11 protein-coding genes are annotated in these 16,740 nt (G+C 53.9%); 2 read left to right on the top strand and 9 right to left on the bottom strand.

Annotated elements, in window-relative coordinates:
• Window positions 1-44 precede the first annotated feature (44 nt).
• The 6 genes from ACQ4M4_RS17340 to ACQ4M4_RS17315 all read right to left on the bottom strand — a co-directional run bounded on the left by ACQ4M4_RS17340 (window position 45) and on the right by ACQ4M4_RS17315 (window position 9,594).
• Window positions 45-2,243: a molybdopterin oxidoreductase family protein gene (locus ACQ4M4_RS17340; protein ID WP_430685701.1), complete on the bottom strand. Its 2,199-nt coding sequence runs from the start codon at window positions 2,241-2,243 to the stop codon at window positions 45-47.
• A gap of 320 nt (window positions 2,244-2,563) precedes the next feature.
• Window positions 2,564-3,406, bottom strand: coding sequence for an ABC transporter ATP-binding protein (locus tag ACQ4M4_RS17335; RefSeq protein WP_430685700.1), 843 nt, complete (start codon window positions 3,404-3,406; stop codon window positions 2,564-2,566).
• A 72-nt stretch (window positions 3,407-3,478) separates the two neighbouring features.
• Window positions 3,479-5,485 (bottom strand): nitrate ABC transporter ATP-binding protein, encoded by a 2,007-nt coding sequence (locus tag ACQ4M4_RS17330; protein WP_430685699.1) that lies wholly within the window; start codon window positions 5,483-5,485, stop codon window positions 3,479-3,481.
• A 13-nt stretch (window positions 5,486-5,498) separates the two neighbouring features.
• Complete coding sequence (ntrB, locus tag ACQ4M4_RS17325) at window positions 5,499-6,320, bottom strand: nitrate ABC transporter permease (RefSeq protein ID WP_430685698.1); 822 nt, start codon at window positions 6,318-6,320, stop codon at window positions 5,499-5,501.
• Window positions 6,321-6,587: 267 nt separating this feature from the next.
• Window positions 6,588-7,904 carry a CmpA/NrtA family ABC transporter substrate-binding protein gene (locus tag ACQ4M4_RS17320; protein WP_430685697.1) on the bottom strand — a complete coding sequence of 439 codons (1,317 nt, stop codon included), beginning with the start codon at window positions 7,902-7,904 and terminating at the stop codon, window positions 6,588-6,590.
• A gap of 139 nt (window positions 7,905-8,043) precedes the next feature.
• On the bottom strand, window positions 8,044-9,594 hold the full coding sequence (locus ACQ4M4_RS17315; RefSeq protein ID WP_430685696.1) for a ferredoxin--nitrite reductase: 1,551 nt from the start codon (window positions 9,592-9,594) through the stop codon (window positions 8,044-8,046).
• Between the two features lie 273 nt (window positions 9,595-9,867).
• Here ACQ4M4_RS17315 and ACQ4M4_RS17310 point away from each other — a divergent pair, with 273 nt between their 5' ends.
• A complete protein-coding gene (locus ACQ4M4_RS17310; RefSeq protein ID WP_430685695.1) occupies window positions 9,868-11,244 on the top strand; it encodes a HEAT repeat domain-containing protein in 1,377 nt (458 codons plus the stop codon).
• A gap of 8 nt (window positions 11,245-11,252) precedes the next feature.
• Here ACQ4M4_RS17310 and ACQ4M4_RS17305 read toward each other — a convergent pair whose 3' ends face one another.
• Together ACQ4M4_RS17305 and ACQ4M4_RS17300 are read right to left on the bottom strand one after the other, a co-directional pair.
• Window positions 11,253-12,803, bottom strand: a complete 1,551-nt coding sequence (locus tag ACQ4M4_RS17305) for a SagB/ThcOx family dehydrogenase (RefSeq protein ID WP_430685694.1) — start codon at window positions 12,801-12,803, stop codon at window positions 11,253-11,255.
• A gap of 114 nt (window positions 12,804-12,917) precedes the next feature.
• Window positions 12,918-13,757 carry a pentapeptide repeat-containing protein gene (locus tag ACQ4M4_RS17300; protein ID WP_430685693.1) on the bottom strand — a complete coding sequence of 280 codons (840 nt, stop codon included), beginning with the start codon at window positions 13,755-13,757 and terminating at the stop codon, window positions 12,918-12,920.
• Between the two features lie 440 nt (window positions 13,758-14,197).
• On the opposite strand from ACQ4M4_RS17300, the gene ilvD reads away from it, so the two are divergent.
• Window positions 14,198-15,883: a dihydroxy-acid dehydratase gene (ilvD, locus tag ACQ4M4_RS17295; RefSeq protein WP_430685692.1), complete on the top strand. Its 1,686-nt coding sequence runs from the start codon at window positions 14,198-14,200 to the stop codon at window positions 15,881-15,883.
• Window positions 15,884-16,089: 206 nt separating this feature from the next.
• Here the strand turns inward: ilvD and ACQ4M4_RS17290 are convergent, their stop codons facing one another.
• Entirely contained in the window at window positions 16,090-16,626 is a 537-nt protein-coding gene (locus ACQ4M4_RS17290) for a pentapeptide repeat-containing protein (RefSeq protein WP_430685691.1), read from the bottom strand.
• Between the last annotated feature and the right edge of the window lie 114 nt (window positions 16,627-16,740).

The raw sequence follows: 16,740 nt of genomic DNA, 5'->3' as shown, positions 1-16,740 counted from the left end.
GAAAGACAACCCCGGAGCTGACGGTCAGTTACGACTTAGCGGAATTAACTGTTGGAAGCTGTCATGGCTTTGGGCGATTCAATGCATTCTAACGATGGCAACTGGGCAACCGGAATGAGCTGAACGGCGCAGGCTTTTAGCTCGGGTTGGCGCGAGTCGGGGCAACTGGTGGGGTGGGTGAGCACATTAATTTCAGCGTGGTCTGCCCACAGGAAGCCCCAATGCATTGGGGCGAATACGGTGCCGGGGGCAATGCCACGGGTAATCTTTGCTGGGAACTGGGCCGAGCCTCGGCGCGATCGCACCTCCACGATATCTCCCTGCTCCACCCCCAAAGTTGCAGCATCTCGCGGGTGAATTTCTAGAAAAGGCTGTGGGTGCATTTGCCGAATTTTTTCAATATGGCCGGTGCGCGTTTGAGTGTGCCAGTGACCATACAGGCGACCGTTAGTAAAGACAAAGGGATAGTCGGGATTGGGTGGCTCGGCCAAGCCACGAGAGTGAAATGCCCCAAAGTTGGCGCGACCATCGGCTGTGGCAAAATGATGATTGGTATAGAGCCGAGCTGAGCCAGATGCTGGTGTGGCGCCAGAGGGGGATGAAGCTTGAATTTCTGGCTTGCCCCATTGCTGTGGCCCTACGGCCTGAAGCCGCGCGTGGTTGATGTGGGCCATATCGCAGGGGCGATCGCGCGTGAGCTGGACAAATTCGGCAAACACGTCTGCGCTAGTTTCAAAGGCAAACTGGTGCCCAAATCCGAGGCGGCGACCCACCTCCGCAAAAATGCTCCAATCGGATCTGGCCTCACCCATCGGTTCTTGAAAAGCTTGGCTGAGCGTCACCACGCGCTCGCTATTGGTCATGCATCCAGTTTTTTCGCTCCATTGGGCGGCGGGCAGCAGCAAATGGGCAAATTGGCTGGTTTCGGTTGGGTAGTAGGCATCTTGGTAGACCGTAAAGGGCGATCGCTCTAGCGCTGCTTTGACTCGGTCTAAGTCGGGCAGACTGACAACGGGATTGGTCGCCGCAATCCACAAAAAACGAATGTCGCCAGTTTCCAAGCCTTCAATGGTATCGCAAATGGTGCGACCGACCTGGGCTGACAAATGACCCGCAGGCAAATTCCAAAATTGCTCAAGCTCCCGGCGATGGTTGGCGTTTTTGACAGAGCGATAGCCCGGTAGCAGATGAGCCAAGCCCCCTGCTTCACGGCCACCCATAGCGTTGGGCTGGCCGGTCAGGGAGAATGGCCCCGCGCCGGGTTTGCCAATCATGCCTGTGAGGAGATGCAGATCAATCAGCGATCGCACCTTGGCTGTTCCTTCACTGGACTGATTCATGCCCATCGACCAAAGCGACAGCACCGCATGCGATGCGGCCCAATATTGAGCCGCTAGCCTGAGATCTGCCTCGTCAATGCCGCAACGCTGAGCCACTGCGGTGGGCGTATAGTGGCGCAAGACCTCGATGTAGTTTTCAAATCCATTCGTGTGCTGTTGAACAAATGAGATATCGACAGCCTCTTGCTGCAACAGCAGACAGCCAATGCCATTGAGCAGGTCAATATCGGTACCGGGGCGAATGGCAAGGTGCAGATCGGCGGCTTCGGCGGTGGGTGTCCGCCGAGGATCAACCACAATCAATTTGACGTGGGGATTGGCTTTGTGGTGCTTGCGCAGCCGATTAAAGATGATGGGATGACACTCGGCGGTGTTGGTGCCAATTAAGAAGGCGCAGTCTGTTTGTTCTAAGTCGTCATAGCAACACGGTGGCCCATCGGAGCCAAAGCTCTGAATGTAACCAGATACCGCAGATGACATGCACAGCCGCGAGTTGGCATCAAAATTATTGGTGCCCAAGCAGCCTTTGATTAACTTTTGCGCAACGTAGTAGTCCTCGGTTTGAAATTGGCCTGAGCCATACATGGCGATCGCATCGCGGTCATAGTTCTGTTGGGTGGTGTGAATGCGCTCGGCAATTAGGTTTAGGGCTGCATCCCAGCTAATCGGCTGCAACGGCTGATCGAGCGTTGCGCGGTAGAGGGGCTGGAGCAACCGATTGGTATGGATGGCATCCATGACGGTTGCCCCTTTGACGCACACCATCCCCTGGCTAGAGGGATGGGCGCGATCGCCCCGAATTTTCCAGCCGGAGGTGCCGTCTTTTTGGGTGGTAGGTACGGCTTCAAGCCCGCAACCAACTCCGCAGTAGGGGCAAACAGTTTTAACGCAATCCAAGGTCATACGGGTTTGAGGTTAGATAGAGCCATCCCCCGTTGGGGCATAGGTTCTAGCCAGGTTATGGGGTAAAGATGGATGCAGGGTTATGGCGTATGTTGAATAACCCCGCACCCCTGCTCTTGCTTTCATTCATTGGTCTCGTCCATTAGTGCAAGGCCTGCTGGCATCTGCGCTGCTGGCGGGATGACGGCTTGAGTGAAGCGAAATGCTGTCAGGTTGGAGGTCGCTTAAGCCAGCGACCCCCTAACCCGAGATCGCGCGAATTTCAGTCATTTCACCAAACCGAGCTACCAAAACAGAGCACCAAAATGGACGAGTTGGCCTTAGTCTTCGTCGTGGGCAAAGCGATGGAAGAGGAAATCAAGCACGTAGTTGCGCAGCTCGTAGAATTTGGGATCTTCCATAATGCGGGTGCGATCGCGCGGCCGCTCAAAGGGAATCTCCAACACTTCGCCAATCGTGGCAGAAGGGCCGTTGGTCATCATCACCAGGCGATCGGCCAGAAATAGGGCTTCGTCAATATCGTGGGTGATCATAAGAACGGTCACTTTGTGATCTGTCCAAATTTTGAGCAGCTCTTCCTGCAACTCTTCCTTGGTGATGGCATCGAGCGCCCCAAACGGTTCATCCAAAATCAGCACCTTGGGGCAAATGGCCAACGCACGAGCGATCGCCACCCGCTGCTTCATCCCGCCCGAAAGCTGTTTGGGCAACTTGTGAGCGGCTTCGGTCAGCCCCACCATGGCCAGACTCTCGTTCACGATCTCCATCTTTTCGGCTTTGGTTTTGCCGGTGTAGACCGAGTTCACCGCCAAGTAAACGTTGTCAAACGCACTCTTCCAGGGCAGCAGCGAATAGTTTTGAAACACCATCATGCGATCGGGGCCGGGTTCGGCGATCCGCTGCGACTGCAACAGCACCTCCCCTTCGGTCGGGGTCAAAAAGCCAGCCACCATATTTAGCAGCGTCGATTTGCCACAGCCCGAGTGGCCAATAACGCACATGAAGTCACCTTCTTTGACCGAGAGGTTGACCCCGTCCAATACGGGAAATTCACCTTTTGGGGTGACAAACGTTTTGGAAACATCCCGAATTTCCAGAAAATTCGGTTGGGTAATGGGTTGGGTCTCACTGGTAGCAAGTTGGGTGGAGTTGAGCGTTTGCATGGGTTTTAAGAATGAGGACAACGGATAAGGACGCGGGCTCAAGGTCAGTATTACCTTGAGCGACAACGGTTCCTACGCAGCAACGGATGGCCGATCGAGCACAATTTCTTGAATGCGAATATCGCGCTTGATTGCCAAATTGTTGAGATATTGGATGGGATCGTCGGGATTGAACACGGTGCCATCGGCTAGGGTGACGGGGGTGCGATCGCGCAATAGGTGAGGCACACCCAAGTCTCGAGCTGCTGTGCTAAACACATCCACCCGACGAACCCGAGTCAAAATTTCTTGCCAGTTTTTGGGAAAGGGCACCACACCCCAGCGAGCGAGCTGGGTGAGCATCCACAACCCCTCAACCGGATCGGGACAGTTGGCCTTGTTGACAAAGAATTGGTTGAAATGGAGCAATTGCTGCGGTTCAATCTCGGTGCCCATATCGTAGGCATCGATAAAGCCGGGGCGAATGTAATCGGCGCTCATGCCCAAATACTGTGGCTGGCACAGCAGGTCAAGAATTTCTTCTCGATGGCGGCGATCGTCGCAATATTCGCAGGCTTCGAGTAAAGCTTTGACCATGGCTAGATGGGTTTCGGGATGTTGGTTGGCCCACTCATCTTGAACGCCCAGCACCTTCTCACAATGGCCATCCCAAATATCCAGATCGGTAGCGATGACAAAGCCCAGACCCTCTTGGATGGCGCGACTGTTCCATGGTTCGCCTGCACAGTAGCCGTCGATGCTCTCGGCTTTGAGGTTGGCGACCATTTGTGCTGGTGGAATGGTGGTCAGCAGAACATCGCGGTCGGGGTCGATACCGCCCGAAGCCAGCCAGTGCCGCAGCATGAGGTTGTGCATGGATGAGGGATGCACGACGCCCAGGTTGTGAACGGTGTCGGGCGTTTGATCTAGGTAGGCTTTGAAATCTTCGAGCGATCGCACGCCTTGGTCGTAGAACTTGCGATGTAGAGTAATGGCATTGCCATTGCGGGATAGGGTGAGAGCGGTGGTAATGGCGGTGGGGGAGCGATCGCCCATTCCCAACGTGAGGGCCAGAGGCATGCCTGCCACCATGGCGGCACCATCCAGCCGACCGGAGCAAACACCATCGGCGATCGCCTTCCAGCTTGGTTCGCGGCTCAGGGTCACCTGCTCCAGACCATACTTTTCGAAAAAGCCCTTTTCTTTGGCCACAATCAGCGGCGCACAGTCGGTGAGGGGCACAAAGCCCAACTCCAGGTTAACCTTCTCCAATCCGTTGCGGGCGATCGCCACACTAGGCGCTGCTTTTTTACGGCGAGACAGGCGTTTCTGCTGGTTGAGGAAGTAAATGATTTCGTTACGCAAGCCGTAATAGCTGGGATGGTTCACCACCTCCATTCGGTTACGCGGACGCGGAATCGGTACTTCCAGAATCTGGCCGATTTGGGCGGCGGGACCGTTGGTGAGCATGACGATGCGATCGCTCAGCAGCAGAGCCTCGTCCACATCATGGGTCACCATCAAACAGGTAACGCCGCTTTCCTGACAAATTTGCATCAGGCGCTCTTGCAGGTTGCCGCGGGTCAACGCATCCAACGCACCAAAGGGTTCATCTAGCAGCAGCAGCTTGGGGCGCAGGGCCAGAGCCCGGGCGATCGCCACGCGTTGCTTCATACCACCCGATAGTTCTGCAGGCCGTTTATCGGCCGCATGAGTCAGACCCACTAACTTAATGTGCTCTTCCACCACAGCTGCCCGCTCTGTCTTGGAGAGCTTTTTCATCGCCGCATCCACGGCTAGGGCAATGTTTTGGCGAACGGTTTTCCAGGGGAGCAGCGAATAGTTTTGAAAGACCACCATGCGATCGGGGCCGGGTTCCTTAACCTCGCGACCCTCCAGCACAATGCCGCCAGAACTGGCGTGGTCTAGCCCCGCCACAATGTTGAGCAGGGTGGACTTACCACACCCCGAATGCCCAATCAGCGAGATAAATTCGCCAGGCTGAATGTCGAGGTTGATGTTGCTTAAGGCGACGTAGCGATCGCCCCCCGGCAGCGAGAATTCCTTGTCAACGTGGTCAATTTCCACAAAAGCTCTCATGTCGTTCTCCCAATTATTCAGCCGAAGGGTCTACGAGCGATCCCAGCCACAGCATTACCTTGTCTAGCAGCAAGCCCACAATTCCGACATACACCAGAGCCAGGATGATTTCGCTAATTAGAGAACTGTTCCACGCATCCCAAATAAAGAAGCCAATGCCAACACCGCCAATCAGCATTTCTGCTGCAACAATCGCGAGCCAAGACAAACCAATGCCAATGCGCAATCCGGTAAAGACATAGGGCACGGTAGAAGGCAACAGCACATTCAGACAGTAGTCAATTTTGCTAAGCCGCAGCACCTTTGACACGTTCTTGTAGTCTTGAGGGACTTGCTGCACGCCTACCGCAGTATTGATGAGAATGGGCCAAATTGCCGTAATGAAAATGACGAAAATTGCAGAGGGTTCACTATCCCGAAAGGCTGCTAGCGAAATGGGTAGCCAAGCCAGGGGTGGCACGGTGCGCAATACCTGAAAAATGGGATCTAGCGCATCGTAAATGACCCGATTGCTGCCAATGATAATTCCAATTGCAATGCCAGCGATCGCCGACAGGCAAAAGCCGATCGCCACCCGCTTAAGACTGGCTAAAATTTGCCAGAACAGGCCAACATCTGTTCCTCCGTTGTCAAAGAATGGGTCAATGATCAAATCCCAGGTATCGGTGAGAACTCGATAAGGAGAAGGCAGCGGTTCGTTGTTCCAACACAGCAGTTGCCAGATCAACAACACAACGGCGATCGCGACGGCAGAGGTCAATATCTTGCGAAGATTAATTCGCGACAGCAAGTAAAGAACGGGATTTGGCCTGGAACGAGAAGAGCTAATCGTCATATTCAGCAACCAGAAAAACAACAAGGGGGACAGCGGAACATTCGCAACTGGTGGGTGATACGAAGATGGAAATCGGAACACAAGCGTGAATCACCTGCGTTAACCAATCCCCATTCTGTGCAGACGTATTTACACAACAAGAGATAGGAAAGGGATCAGGCGATCGTAAAGGAAACGGTACGAATTACAACATGTATTGGCGATCGCATATGTGATTCCACGATGTTGCTTCGTTACCAATTACGAAAGCCTGATTTGCCTCATGTGTTACACCCGCTTAATGGCCAAACTGTCGAGATAAGCTTGGGGATTTTCTGGATCAAAGGTGGTGCCATCAAAGAAAGTTTCTACTCCACGCGACGTGCTGGTGGGAATTTCGGATTCGGGGACTCCTAGAGCCTGAGCGGCCTCACGCCACAAGTCTTCGCGGTTGACCTGATCAATCAGAGCTGTCGTATCGAGATCGGGCTCGAAGTAGCCCCAGCGAATATCCTCCGTCAGGAACCACAAATCATGGCTCTTGTAGGGATAGGATGCATTATCACGCCAGTATTTCTGCATCAATTCCTTACTTTCAAACTGACGAACACCCATGTCGTAGATTCCCTGCGAGCGATCAATGATGTCTTCGTAAGGCACTTTGAACCATTCCCGCTTCGATACGATCTGGCACATTTCCTCTTTGTTTTCGTCCTTGTCGCACCATTGCTGAGCTTCCAGCACGGCCATCAATAGAGCCTTTGCCGCTTTGGGATGCTGATCAACCCAGTCTGAGCGCATGGCAAACGCCTTCTCGGGGTGGTTCATCCACAGTTCGCCTGTGGTTAGGGCGTTGTAGCCAACATCCTGGTTCACGGTTTGCAGTGGCCACGGTTCGCCCACGCAAAATGCTTCCATCGTGTTGGTTTTTACGTTGGCAACCATTTGCGGTGGCGGAACCACAATCGTAGACACATCCTTGTCAGGATCGATGCCGCCAGCAGCCAACCAGTAACGAATCCAAAGGTCGTGGGTGCCGCCAGGGAATGTCATTGCAACCTTGACCTCTTTGCCGTCAGCCTTTGTTTTGGCAAATGCCGCTTTGAGCGGTGAGCTGTCTGCTTCTACCGCTAAGTCAGCATAGGTGTTGGCTAGCTGAATCCCCTGTCCGTTCACGTTCAAACGCGCCAGGATGTACATTGGCACTTTGTTGCCGTTCGTGACTTTGCCCGTTGAAATGAGGTAGGGCATGGGAGTCAGGATGTGGGCTCCATCAATACCACCACCACCTGAGCCCAGCACAATGTTGTCGCGAGTTGCACCCCAAGATGCCTGCTTCTGCACTTCGACATCGGGCATACCGTATTTCGCAAAAATGCCTTTCTCTTTGGCAATGATGAGCGGTGCTGCATCCGTTAGGGCAATAAAGCCAAGCTTGGCGGTGGTGACTTCGGGAGGATCGGTAGCGGCAACAGGGCTGGGCGAAGCGGTATCGCTGGATGCGGTGGTGTTGCTGGATTGAGAGCTACATCCGTGCATGAGCAGGGTTGCAGCGGTTGTTGCACCAGCGGTGACCAAAAACTTGCGTCGGGAAAGGTTGGACATGGTGGTAATCCTTGCGTTTGTGTCTGGTATGAGTGGGCTTTGACCCAAAGGGGAATTAAGGGCAATCGAAGCAGGACAACTCTGACAATAGGTGTGAATAGGCGCGTCCTTGGCAACCTGTTGGCTTGGTGGTGCGCATTTAGGAAATCGGAGATGGCTGACGAGGAGTGGCGTGAAAGTGCTCAATCAGGAGCGATCGCAACACATCCTTCAACTCATCGCACGCAACAGCCTTCATGACACAGGAACCAAGTTCGGCCTCCTTGCCCACTTTGCCGCCCATGTAAATATCAACCGCATCAATGGTTTTGCCATCGCGTCGGCTTTTGGTTCCCATCAGGCCAATGTCGGCGACCTGGGGTTGGCCACACGAGTTGGGGCAGCCTGTCCAGTGAATGCGAACCGCTTGGGAAGTTTCCAATTCGGCTTCCAGTTCTCGAATCATCTCCTTAGCCCGATTTTTGGTTTCAATCAGGGCAAAGTTGCAGAACTGGGCACCCGTGCAGGACACCAACCCCCGTGTCAAATTGCCCGGAGTCACCGAGAAATCTGCCAACAACGGTTCTTTTAACAATGCGCCAAGGCGAGAGTCGGGCACATTAGGCAGGATGATGTTTTGCTCGACGGTGAGCCGTAGTTCGCCGCTGCCGTAGACTTCGGCAATGCGAGCCAAGTCAAACATACCAGGTGCATACAGCCGACCCACAGGCACATGCAACCCTACATAGTTCAGCCCAGGTTGCTTTTGAGCATGAATACCAATGTGATCTCGCTTATCCCACAGAATTTCATCTTTGGGGGCGGCGGGTTGCAGCGCGTGGCCCAACTGCTGTTCCACTTCAGCACGGAATTTATCCATGCCCCATTCATCAATCAGCCACATGAGCCGTGCCTTTTGCCGATTGGCCCGCAACCCATGATTGCGATACACGATCAAAATGGCTTCGCACAGCGCAACGACATCACGGGGATCAACCCAGGCGTTGAGTGGTACGGCCGCAGCACAGCGCTTGGCAGAGAAGAAGCCACCCACGAGTACGTTAAACCCAAGGCGATCGCCCTTGTAGGCTGGCACAAAGGCAATATCGTTAATTTCGGCGTGAACCGAGTTATCGCGACAACCCGCGATCGCAATATTGAACTTTCGAGGCAGGTTGGTAAATGATGGGTTGCCCTCGCCATTGTTGGTAATCATATCCTGCACTTTGCGCACAATGCCGCGCGTGTCGATCAGCTCATCTGCGTCAATGCCCGCCACAGGCGACCCTGTAATGTTGCGAACATTGTCCATGCCCGATTGCACACTGGTCATGCCCGCTTCTTTCAACCGCTGAAAGATATCGGGAATGTCCTCAAGGCGAATACCGCGCAATTGCAAATTTTGTCGCGTGGTGATGTCGGCGCTGCCGTCTTCACCGTATCGCTGCACAATTTCTGCCAACACGCGCATTTGCCCACTGGTGAGAATGCCGCTGGGCATCCGCAACCGCAGCATGAATTTGCCTGGGGTGACTGGACGAAAAAACACCCCCATCCACTTCAGCCGATGGTCGCGATCGGTGGTATCCATCGCTTCCCAGCCGAGGCGGGCAAATTGCTCTAGCTCATCTTTGACCGCGAGCCCATCCTTTTCCGCTTTTAACTTTTCAAATTTATTGAGGGTGACCTCAGAGGGGACGGTGCTAGTCATATACTTGACGTAATTGCATGTCGAAGCAAGGGTTCAGAGCCAACAAACCGCAGTGCAGGCCGCTTGCCTGCTGGGTTTGTTGTTCTGCAACCCTTATTTCTTGGATTGAGAACTACGGTAGGCGGATGCAACAGGGGAATTCGTATCTGCGATTACAAATTATTGCAATGTGTGAATTTATCGCATGAGGTTGATGCAAAAATTGCATATATCTGCTTTGGAACATCCCGAAAGGTGTGACACAATCCAGGAGCACGCAACAGATGGGCAGATATGAATCAGCATTCAGACGTGACGGTATCAGCAACGCAGCTTGCTGAGCTTATTAGTCAGGCGATCGCATCTGCTCGAATGGAGGACTGGTATTCCGTGGTGCAGAGCCTCCATCAAATCGTGGGTTCGTTCAATGTGACGGATGCCAAGGCGGAATCTTCAAACGTCTTGGCTGATCAAGATTGGGTGATTTTAGACTTGGCGCTGCGTGTTTTAGACGACGGCGATTTTCAAGAACGGTGGGAGGTAAGCCGCATCTTTGCCGCGCTCGGCGAAGCGTTCGCAGAGCAAATGCCGTGCCTCACCGAACCGTTGATTGCACGCTTGCAAAATGCCGATGCCGATCCAGAACTACGATGGTTTGCGGCTCGCATTCTGGGTGAACTTCGGCATCCCACCGTGCTGGCAGCCCTGCTACAGGTGATTCGAGAATCTCCTCGCGATGAGCTGATTGAAGCAGCTGTGACGGCCCTGTCAAACTACGGGGCGATCGCCATTGCTGAACTGGCTCAGCTGTTGCATCACCCGTCCACCCGCCTGCTCGCCACCAAAACGTTGGCGCAAATCCGCAGTGGAGATGTAGTTGATCCCCTGCTCTCCGTCGTGTCTGATGCCGATCCCTCGGTGCGGGCTGCCGCATTATCTGCCCTCAGCAATTTTGAAGATCCGCGGGTGGTGCCGTTGCTAATGGATGCACTGCATGATCCCTCCAGTCGGGTGCGGTGTACGGCTGTGACCGATCTCAGCTTTTGGCCAGATGCGGTATCCCATGCCGATCTGGCGGGCCTGATTCAGCCTTTGTTGAATGATCCCGATACAACGGTGTGTCAGCAGGCGGCGATCGCCCTAGGCCGAGTCGGCACCACCCATGCGGTCAAGGCGTTGCAGCGGGCTCTGTCTTTGCCTTATCTTGCATTGTCGGTGCATGTGACCGTGATTCGAGCATTGGGGTGGATCGATACTGCCGCAGCGCTTCAAGCCTTGAGTGAGTATGCGGCCCAACCCGACACGTTACCTGTTGAAGTGTTGCTAGAGCTGATTGCAGCGCTGGGACGAGTGCGCAAACCCTCGCTGACTCCGGATGCAGCTCACTGCCTGATCAATTTGCTGCCCAAAGCGGCAACGCTGCCGCAACCGATCCTCATTCAGCAAACCATTGCCCAAGAACTTGGCCAATTAGGAGAGCCTGTGGCCCTAGAGGCTCTATTAACGCTGGCGGCCCATCCCAGCATGACCCTAAAACTGCATGCCTTGGCGGCGCTCAAAAAGTTGGATGCTGCGAGTGCTTACGAACGCCTACAGTCGCTAGTGTCCGATCCAGCTCAGCCGATTACGGTGCAGCAAGAGTTGGCGATCGCAATTCAGGAGTGGGGTTAGTAGAAACGCTATTCGGGCTTGGGCTGACCCAGCGTGGTAATGTACAGCACGGCCTCATCCGGTGGAATTCCCAACACTTCATTCACCTGATCATCAAAGAAACCGCCAATGCCGCTAACCCCCAAGCCCAGGTATATAGCTGCTAAGTTAAGCCGCTGCGCCAAATGTCCTGCATCCAAATGGAGATAGCGATAAGCGCGATCGCCATGTTTGGCTACTGCCTGCGTTAAGTCTGCTGTGTGAAACAACACTGCGGCTGCATCGCGCCCCAAATCCTGCCCCAGACACAAGCCATGCAGCTCCTTCCGAAAATTTTTGAAGCGAATCTGCCGTAGCTCTTGCGCCCGGGGAGCGTAATAGTAACAGCCTTCCTCCATGCCATCCACACCAGAAATGGCCACAAACGTCTCAATCAAACTCAAATCGAAATAGTCTGGTGCGCGATCGAGCCCCTGTTCCAAATAATGCTGCGGTTGATAGGTGAAATCTAAGAGCTGTTTGAGCTGATCTAGGGTTAAATTCTTGCCGCTGTAAGCCCGAGTCGATCGTCGTTTTAGGATGGTGCGCTCTAAGCCACCTAGGTTGTCTTGCCAGTCGATCGGCGGACTCAACGTTGCGACCTTCAGACAAAACGGAAAGTTATATTTATCGTCACGCTCTGGTGAGTCGGCCTCTCGCGGTTTGGCTGCCAAACTCTGGGTTTTGTAATCGACAGCTTGATCTTTGGTAATGGCAGTCGCGTCGTGCAGGTAGGCCCACAAATCTCCATCCGCCAATGTTGGGTAACTAGTCTGCACCTGCGACGGTAGCGTGGTGGGGGAGGCCGGCAAGTTTTGGCTGACCTCTAGTAAATCGGCCAATGCCACAACGGCGATCGCCCCTTCTTGCTCAGGATCGAGATACAGCAACCGATTGAGTAGCTCATCAATAAATCCGCCAATCAAATGGGGCCGCATATCATTAATGGCGCAAGCAAGCTCAATATTGCCCAGCAAATGCCCCGTATCCAGCAAAATGCGACGGTAGGCCCGGTCGAGATAGCGCCATGCCGATCGGTAAAAAACGGTCGTGGTTACCAGAGCCAGTTGAGTGTGCTCCAAAATGGGATGCCATAGGCACGCATCTTGCAGCATCGTCCAGATATTGTCTTCCCAAAAGTGCACCAGGGAATGGGATTGAGGCTGGTAGTGATAGAGCCCCGCTGGCAACATGGGAGTCCCCCGCGAGAGTAGGTATACCTCAGCGGGATACAGGCCGCCCGCCGATGGTGCCGCTCGTAAATACACCGGGTCGCCATTGAGCATCACCATTTTGAGCGTGAGACCATAGCTACAAAACAGGAGCCGCGACAGCCTCCGCCACTGCCAATCGGGATCATTGGCATCGTCTTGGTGGGAGAGATACGGCTTTAGGTCGTAGCTTGCCCCAATTTTGTACTCCTTAAACGGAATGGGTTGCTTATTCCAATCGGGAGTATAAGCCTTACTCGACAACGACTTTGGATCGTACTTGGTACGTTCGTGAAAGTGCTGTGAAATGGAGCTGGGATGATCTGACATAGCTATAGAAACAACCGCATTTCACTCTCATCTTGACACTCCCAACTCGAAATCGGGGAAGGAGCATGACCCAGGGAAAAAGGAACCCATCATTCCAGAGGCGACTGGGTTGAATTAAGCGTTGGGAATACCATCGGGCATGAGGGTGCCAGCTAGGGTGGCATTGTGAAAATTCACACAGTAGATTTTGGCGCTAATCAGCACGGTTTCGGTGAGATTGGCCTCGCTCAGGTTGGCCCAGTTGAGATTGGCCCGATACAGGTTGGCTTTGCACAGGTTGGCACCCCGCAACGATGTCCAGCTAAGGTTGGCTCCGCGCAGGCTGGCATTGACGAGGTTGACGTTGATGAGGTTGGCGCTGCCCATGCGAGCCCGGCTCAGGTCGGCATCGCGCAGGTCGGCTTCTTCCAAACTGGCGCCTTGCAAAATAGCGCTAACGAGGCAGGCCCCTTCTAGCAAGGCTTCATTCAGGTTGGCGTTGGACAGGTTAGCATTTTCCAAGTTGGCACGAGATAGATTGGCCTTAACTAGCTTGGCGCGATTCAAGCTTGATTCGCTCAGGTCCACTTCGGTGAGGTCGGCTCCATCCAAAATCGCTTCGGCAATACTCGCTCCGGTAAGGGTCGCTCCATAAATGGTGGCGTTGGTGAGTTTTGCACCCCGAAGACCTGCTTCGGTGAGATCGGCTTTGGAAAGGATGGCATTGTGAAGATTTGCCCCGATGAGGTTGGTTCGAGAGAGGTTGGCCCCGGTGAGGTTGGCCCCGGTGAGGTTAACTTCTCGCAGGTTGGCAAGGCTCAGATCGGCGTCTTGAAGATTGGCACCGCTGAGATTGACGCGGCGCAGGTTGACTTCTCGTAAGTCTTGACCTTCTAAATTGGCACCGACAAAGTTTACTTCTCGAAAATCTCGAATGCCGGATATGTAGTGATTCAGCAATTCGTCTACATCCATATAACTCTCGAACCTGAGGCCTTTTCGCTCATGGTTTAGGGTGCCCAGTTTCGGGATGCGATCGCACGTTTTGCGGTGCAACCTGTGAACAGGAGTCAGGAGAGCTATGATCAAGAGATCGGCATTTGCCCAGCCTGCTTGCGGTTTTGCACGACTGTTGACCCTCCTGCGGTTTTCAGCAGTGGGATGAGGTTGGCAGACGTGGATACTACTGAGATCGGCACCCTAACGGCGATCGCAACCTGAATCCTGGTTGAGGTTGACAATCTCGCAAGGAAACTAGGGGAATTGTGTCTTACGAGTGGGTAATTGTTTTGGGAGAATAGACCTTTGAACGGTTGAATAGCCGTTTGCTGATTCGGAAATTGCTCTCACCGTTGCGGACATGCAGAGCTCCGAACCAGCGCAGGAGAAACCAGCATTTGAGAGGAATGTTCAGCATGGCGGAGAATTTGAGAAGCCAAGTCGTGACGCAGGGTGTGCAACGTAGCCCCAACCGGGCGATGCTGCGGGCGGTTGGCTTTACGGATGAGGACTTTAATAAGCCCATTGTGGGTGTGGCCAGTGCCTATAGCACCATCACCCCTTGCAATATGGGCATTGCGCCGCTGGCCGAAAAGGCACAGGTGGGGATTCGAGCGGGTGGCGGGATGCCGCAGCTGTTTGGCACGATTACCATCAGCGATGGCATTTCCATGGGTACCGAGGGGATGAAATATTCCCTCGTGTCGCGAGATGTCATTGCCGACTCGATTGAAACCGCGTGTAACGGTCAGAGCATGGACGGCGTGCTGGCGATTGGTGGCTGCGACAAAAATATGCCCGGTGCCATGATTGCGATCGCCCGTATGAATATTCCCGCTGTGTTTGTGTACGGCGGCACCATCAAGCCTGGGCACTACAACGATCAAGACCTCACGGTGGTCAGCTCGTTTGAGGCGGTGGGTCAGTACAGCGCTGGCAAAATCGATGAAGTCATGCTGATGGCGATCGAGCGCAACGCCTGTCCTGGTGCTGGCTCCTGCGGTGGAATGTATACCGCCAACACCATGTCTTCAGCGTTTGAGGCTATGGGCATGAGCCTGATGTACTCCTCCACCATGGCAGCAGAAGATCCCGAAAAAGCTGAGAATACGGAACTGGCTGGTAAGGTGCTGGTCGATGCGATTCGCAACAATATTCGTCCTCACGACATTATTACCCGCAAATCGATTGAGAATGCGCTCTCCGTGATTATGGCGGTGGGCGGCTCAACCAACGCAGTGCTGCACTTTTTGGCGATCGCCCACTCTGCTGGAGTCCCCCTCACGCTGGATGACTTTGAGACCATTCGTGCCCGCGTCCCTGTGTTGTGCGATCTCAAACCCTCAGGTCGCTACGTCGCAACGGACTTGCATCGCGCAGGCGGCATTCCCCAGGTGATGAAGATGCTGCTGGCCCATGGCTTGCTGCATGGCGACTGCCTCACCGTGACCGGGCAAACCATTGCCGAAGTGCTGCGCGATATCCCGGAAGAACCCCGTGCCGATCAAGATGTGATTCGTCCTTGGGATAATCCAATGTATCCCCAAGGCCACCTCGGCATTTTGAAAGGAAACTTGGCGACCGAAGGTTCTGTTGCCAAGCTGACCGGCATCAAGAACCGCAGCATCACCGGGCCGGCTCGTGTGTTTGAGTCAGAGGAAGACTGCTTAGCCGCAATTTTGGCCAAAACGATCAATCCTGGCGATGTACTGGTGATTCGCTACGAAGGTCCCAAGGGTGGTCCCGGTATGCGAGAGATGCTGGCTCCCACCTCGGCCATTATTGGCGCAGGGTTAGGTGATTCTGTGGGTTTGATCACCGATGGCCGCTTCTCAGGGGGAACCTATGGTATGGTGGTGGGTCATGTTGCGCCCGAAGCCTTTGTGGGTGGCACGATCGCCCTGGTGCAAGAGGGCGATAGCATTACCATTGATGCCGATGCCCGGTTGCTGCAAGTCAATGTATCGGATGAAGAGTTGGCAGCCCGCCGCGCGAACTGGAAGCCTCGTCCCCCCCGCTACACAAGCGGTGTGTTGGCAAAATATGCCAAGCTCGTGGCCTCGAGCAGCCTGGGGGCTGTTACCGATTTAAATCTGTTCTAAGGCTCTTTACGCACTTGTTCTCAGGGCTTAGGATTCGGCTTAACGTCAGTTTCGGTTAAGGGCTTTTCTGAGGTTTTCGCACCGCGAAAACCTCAGAAAAGCCCGTTTTTGCGTGCACGTTGCGCACGCAAAAACGGGCACTTCAGATTATCCATAACTCACGTCGGTTTAGTATCGATTTCCCAAGCCTTTTGCGCTTCTCCCCGTTATTGCCCGCCTTCGCGGTAGCCACTGGGGAAAATGGTGCGATCGTCATAAATGGCTGAGCTAAGGTCTACCCCCTGAGCGCGAAATAGACAACTGCCACACAGATTGGTGCCGTTGAGCTGCGATCGCTCCAAATTGGCCTGGGTGAGATTTGCCATGGAAAGGTTGGCGTGACTCAAGTCAGCGTAGCGAAAATCGGTAGTTTGGCAGGTTGCGCTGGTCAAGTCGGCATGGTGCAACTTGGAGTAGGAAAGCGTTGCTCTGGATAAGTTGGCCAAATGGAGAATTGCTCGTGTCAGGTTTGCCGATTGGATGCGGGAGTTGCTGAGCTCGATACCTTGTAACACTGCATGTTGCAAATTGGCGCGGCTTAGATTTGCATAGGCTAAATAAGCGCCGCTCAAGTCACTGCCTTGAAGGTCAATGTCCTGTAAGTTGCACTCAAAGAGATCTGCTTGCCGCAAATCGACACCTCGAAACTCTCGTTGGCCGTTTGCATAGGCACGAAGAAGCTCTGCTGCGCTAATTTTTTGCATATCGAATCAAAACGGGCATCACAAAATCCGCCTCTATCCAAGACGGCGGCTATAGGTAAGTATTTATGCTTAAAGTCCATATAAGTTTACAAAACCAGGCCTAAGTTGGGCCTG

Origin of the sequence: Leptolyngbya sp. AN02str, from assembly GCF_050565595.1 — a bacterium.
Lineage (GTDB): Bacteria > Cyanobacteriota > Cyanobacteriia > Elainellales > Elainellaceae > Kaiparowitsia.
The sequence above is the reverse complement of the archived record's forward strand: the minus strand, read 5'-3'. Positions and strand labels throughout refer to the sequence as shown.

What these genes read in the sequence shown, in the direction of transcription:
- ACQ4M4_RS17340 (WP_430685701.1), bottom strand. Translation starts at nt 2,243, where the DNA reads ATGACCTTGGATTGCGTTAAAACTGTTTGCCCCTACTGCGGAGTTGGT.
- ACQ4M4_RS17335 (WP_430685700.1), bottom strand. Translation starts at nt 3,406, where the DNA reads ATGCAAACGCTCAACTCCACCCAACTTGCTACCAGTGAGACCCAACCC.
- ACQ4M4_RS17330 (WP_430685699.1), bottom strand. Translation starts at nt 5,485, where the DNA reads ATGAGAGCTTTTGTGGAAATTGACCACGTTGACAAGGAATTCTCGCTG.
- ntrB (WP_430685698.1), bottom strand. Translation starts at nt 6,320, where the DNA reads ATGACGATTAGCTCTTCTCGTTCCAGGCCAAATCCCGTTCTTTACTTG.
- ACQ4M4_RS17320 (WP_430685697.1), bottom strand. Translation starts at nt 7,904, where the DNA reads ATGTCCAACCTTTCCCGACGCAAGTTTTTGGTCACCGCTGGTGCAACA.
- ACQ4M4_RS17315 (WP_430685696.1), bottom strand. Translation starts at nt 9,594, where the DNA reads ATGACTAGCACCGTCCCCTCTGAGGTCACCCTCAATAAATTTGAAAAG.
- ACQ4M4_RS17310 (WP_430685695.1), top strand. Translation starts at nt 9,868, where the DNA reads ATGAATCAGCATTCAGACGTGACGGTATCAGCAACGCAGCTTGCTGAG.
- ACQ4M4_RS17305 (WP_430685694.1), bottom strand. Translation starts at nt 12,803, where the DNA reads ATGTCAGATCATCCCAGCTCCATTTCACAGCACTTTCACGAACGTACC.
- ACQ4M4_RS17300 (WP_430685693.1), bottom strand. Translation starts at nt 13,757, where the DNA reads ATGGATGTAGACGAATTGCTGAATCACTACATATCCGGCATTCGAGAT.
- ilvD (WP_430685692.1), top strand. Translation starts at nt 14,198, where the DNA reads ATGGCGGAGAATTTGAGAAGCCAAGTCGTGACGCAGGGTGTGCAACGT.
- ACQ4M4_RS17290 (WP_430685691.1), bottom strand. Translation starts at nt 16,626, where the DNA reads ATGCAAAAAATTAGCGCAGCAGAGCTTCTTCGTGCCTATGCAAACGGC.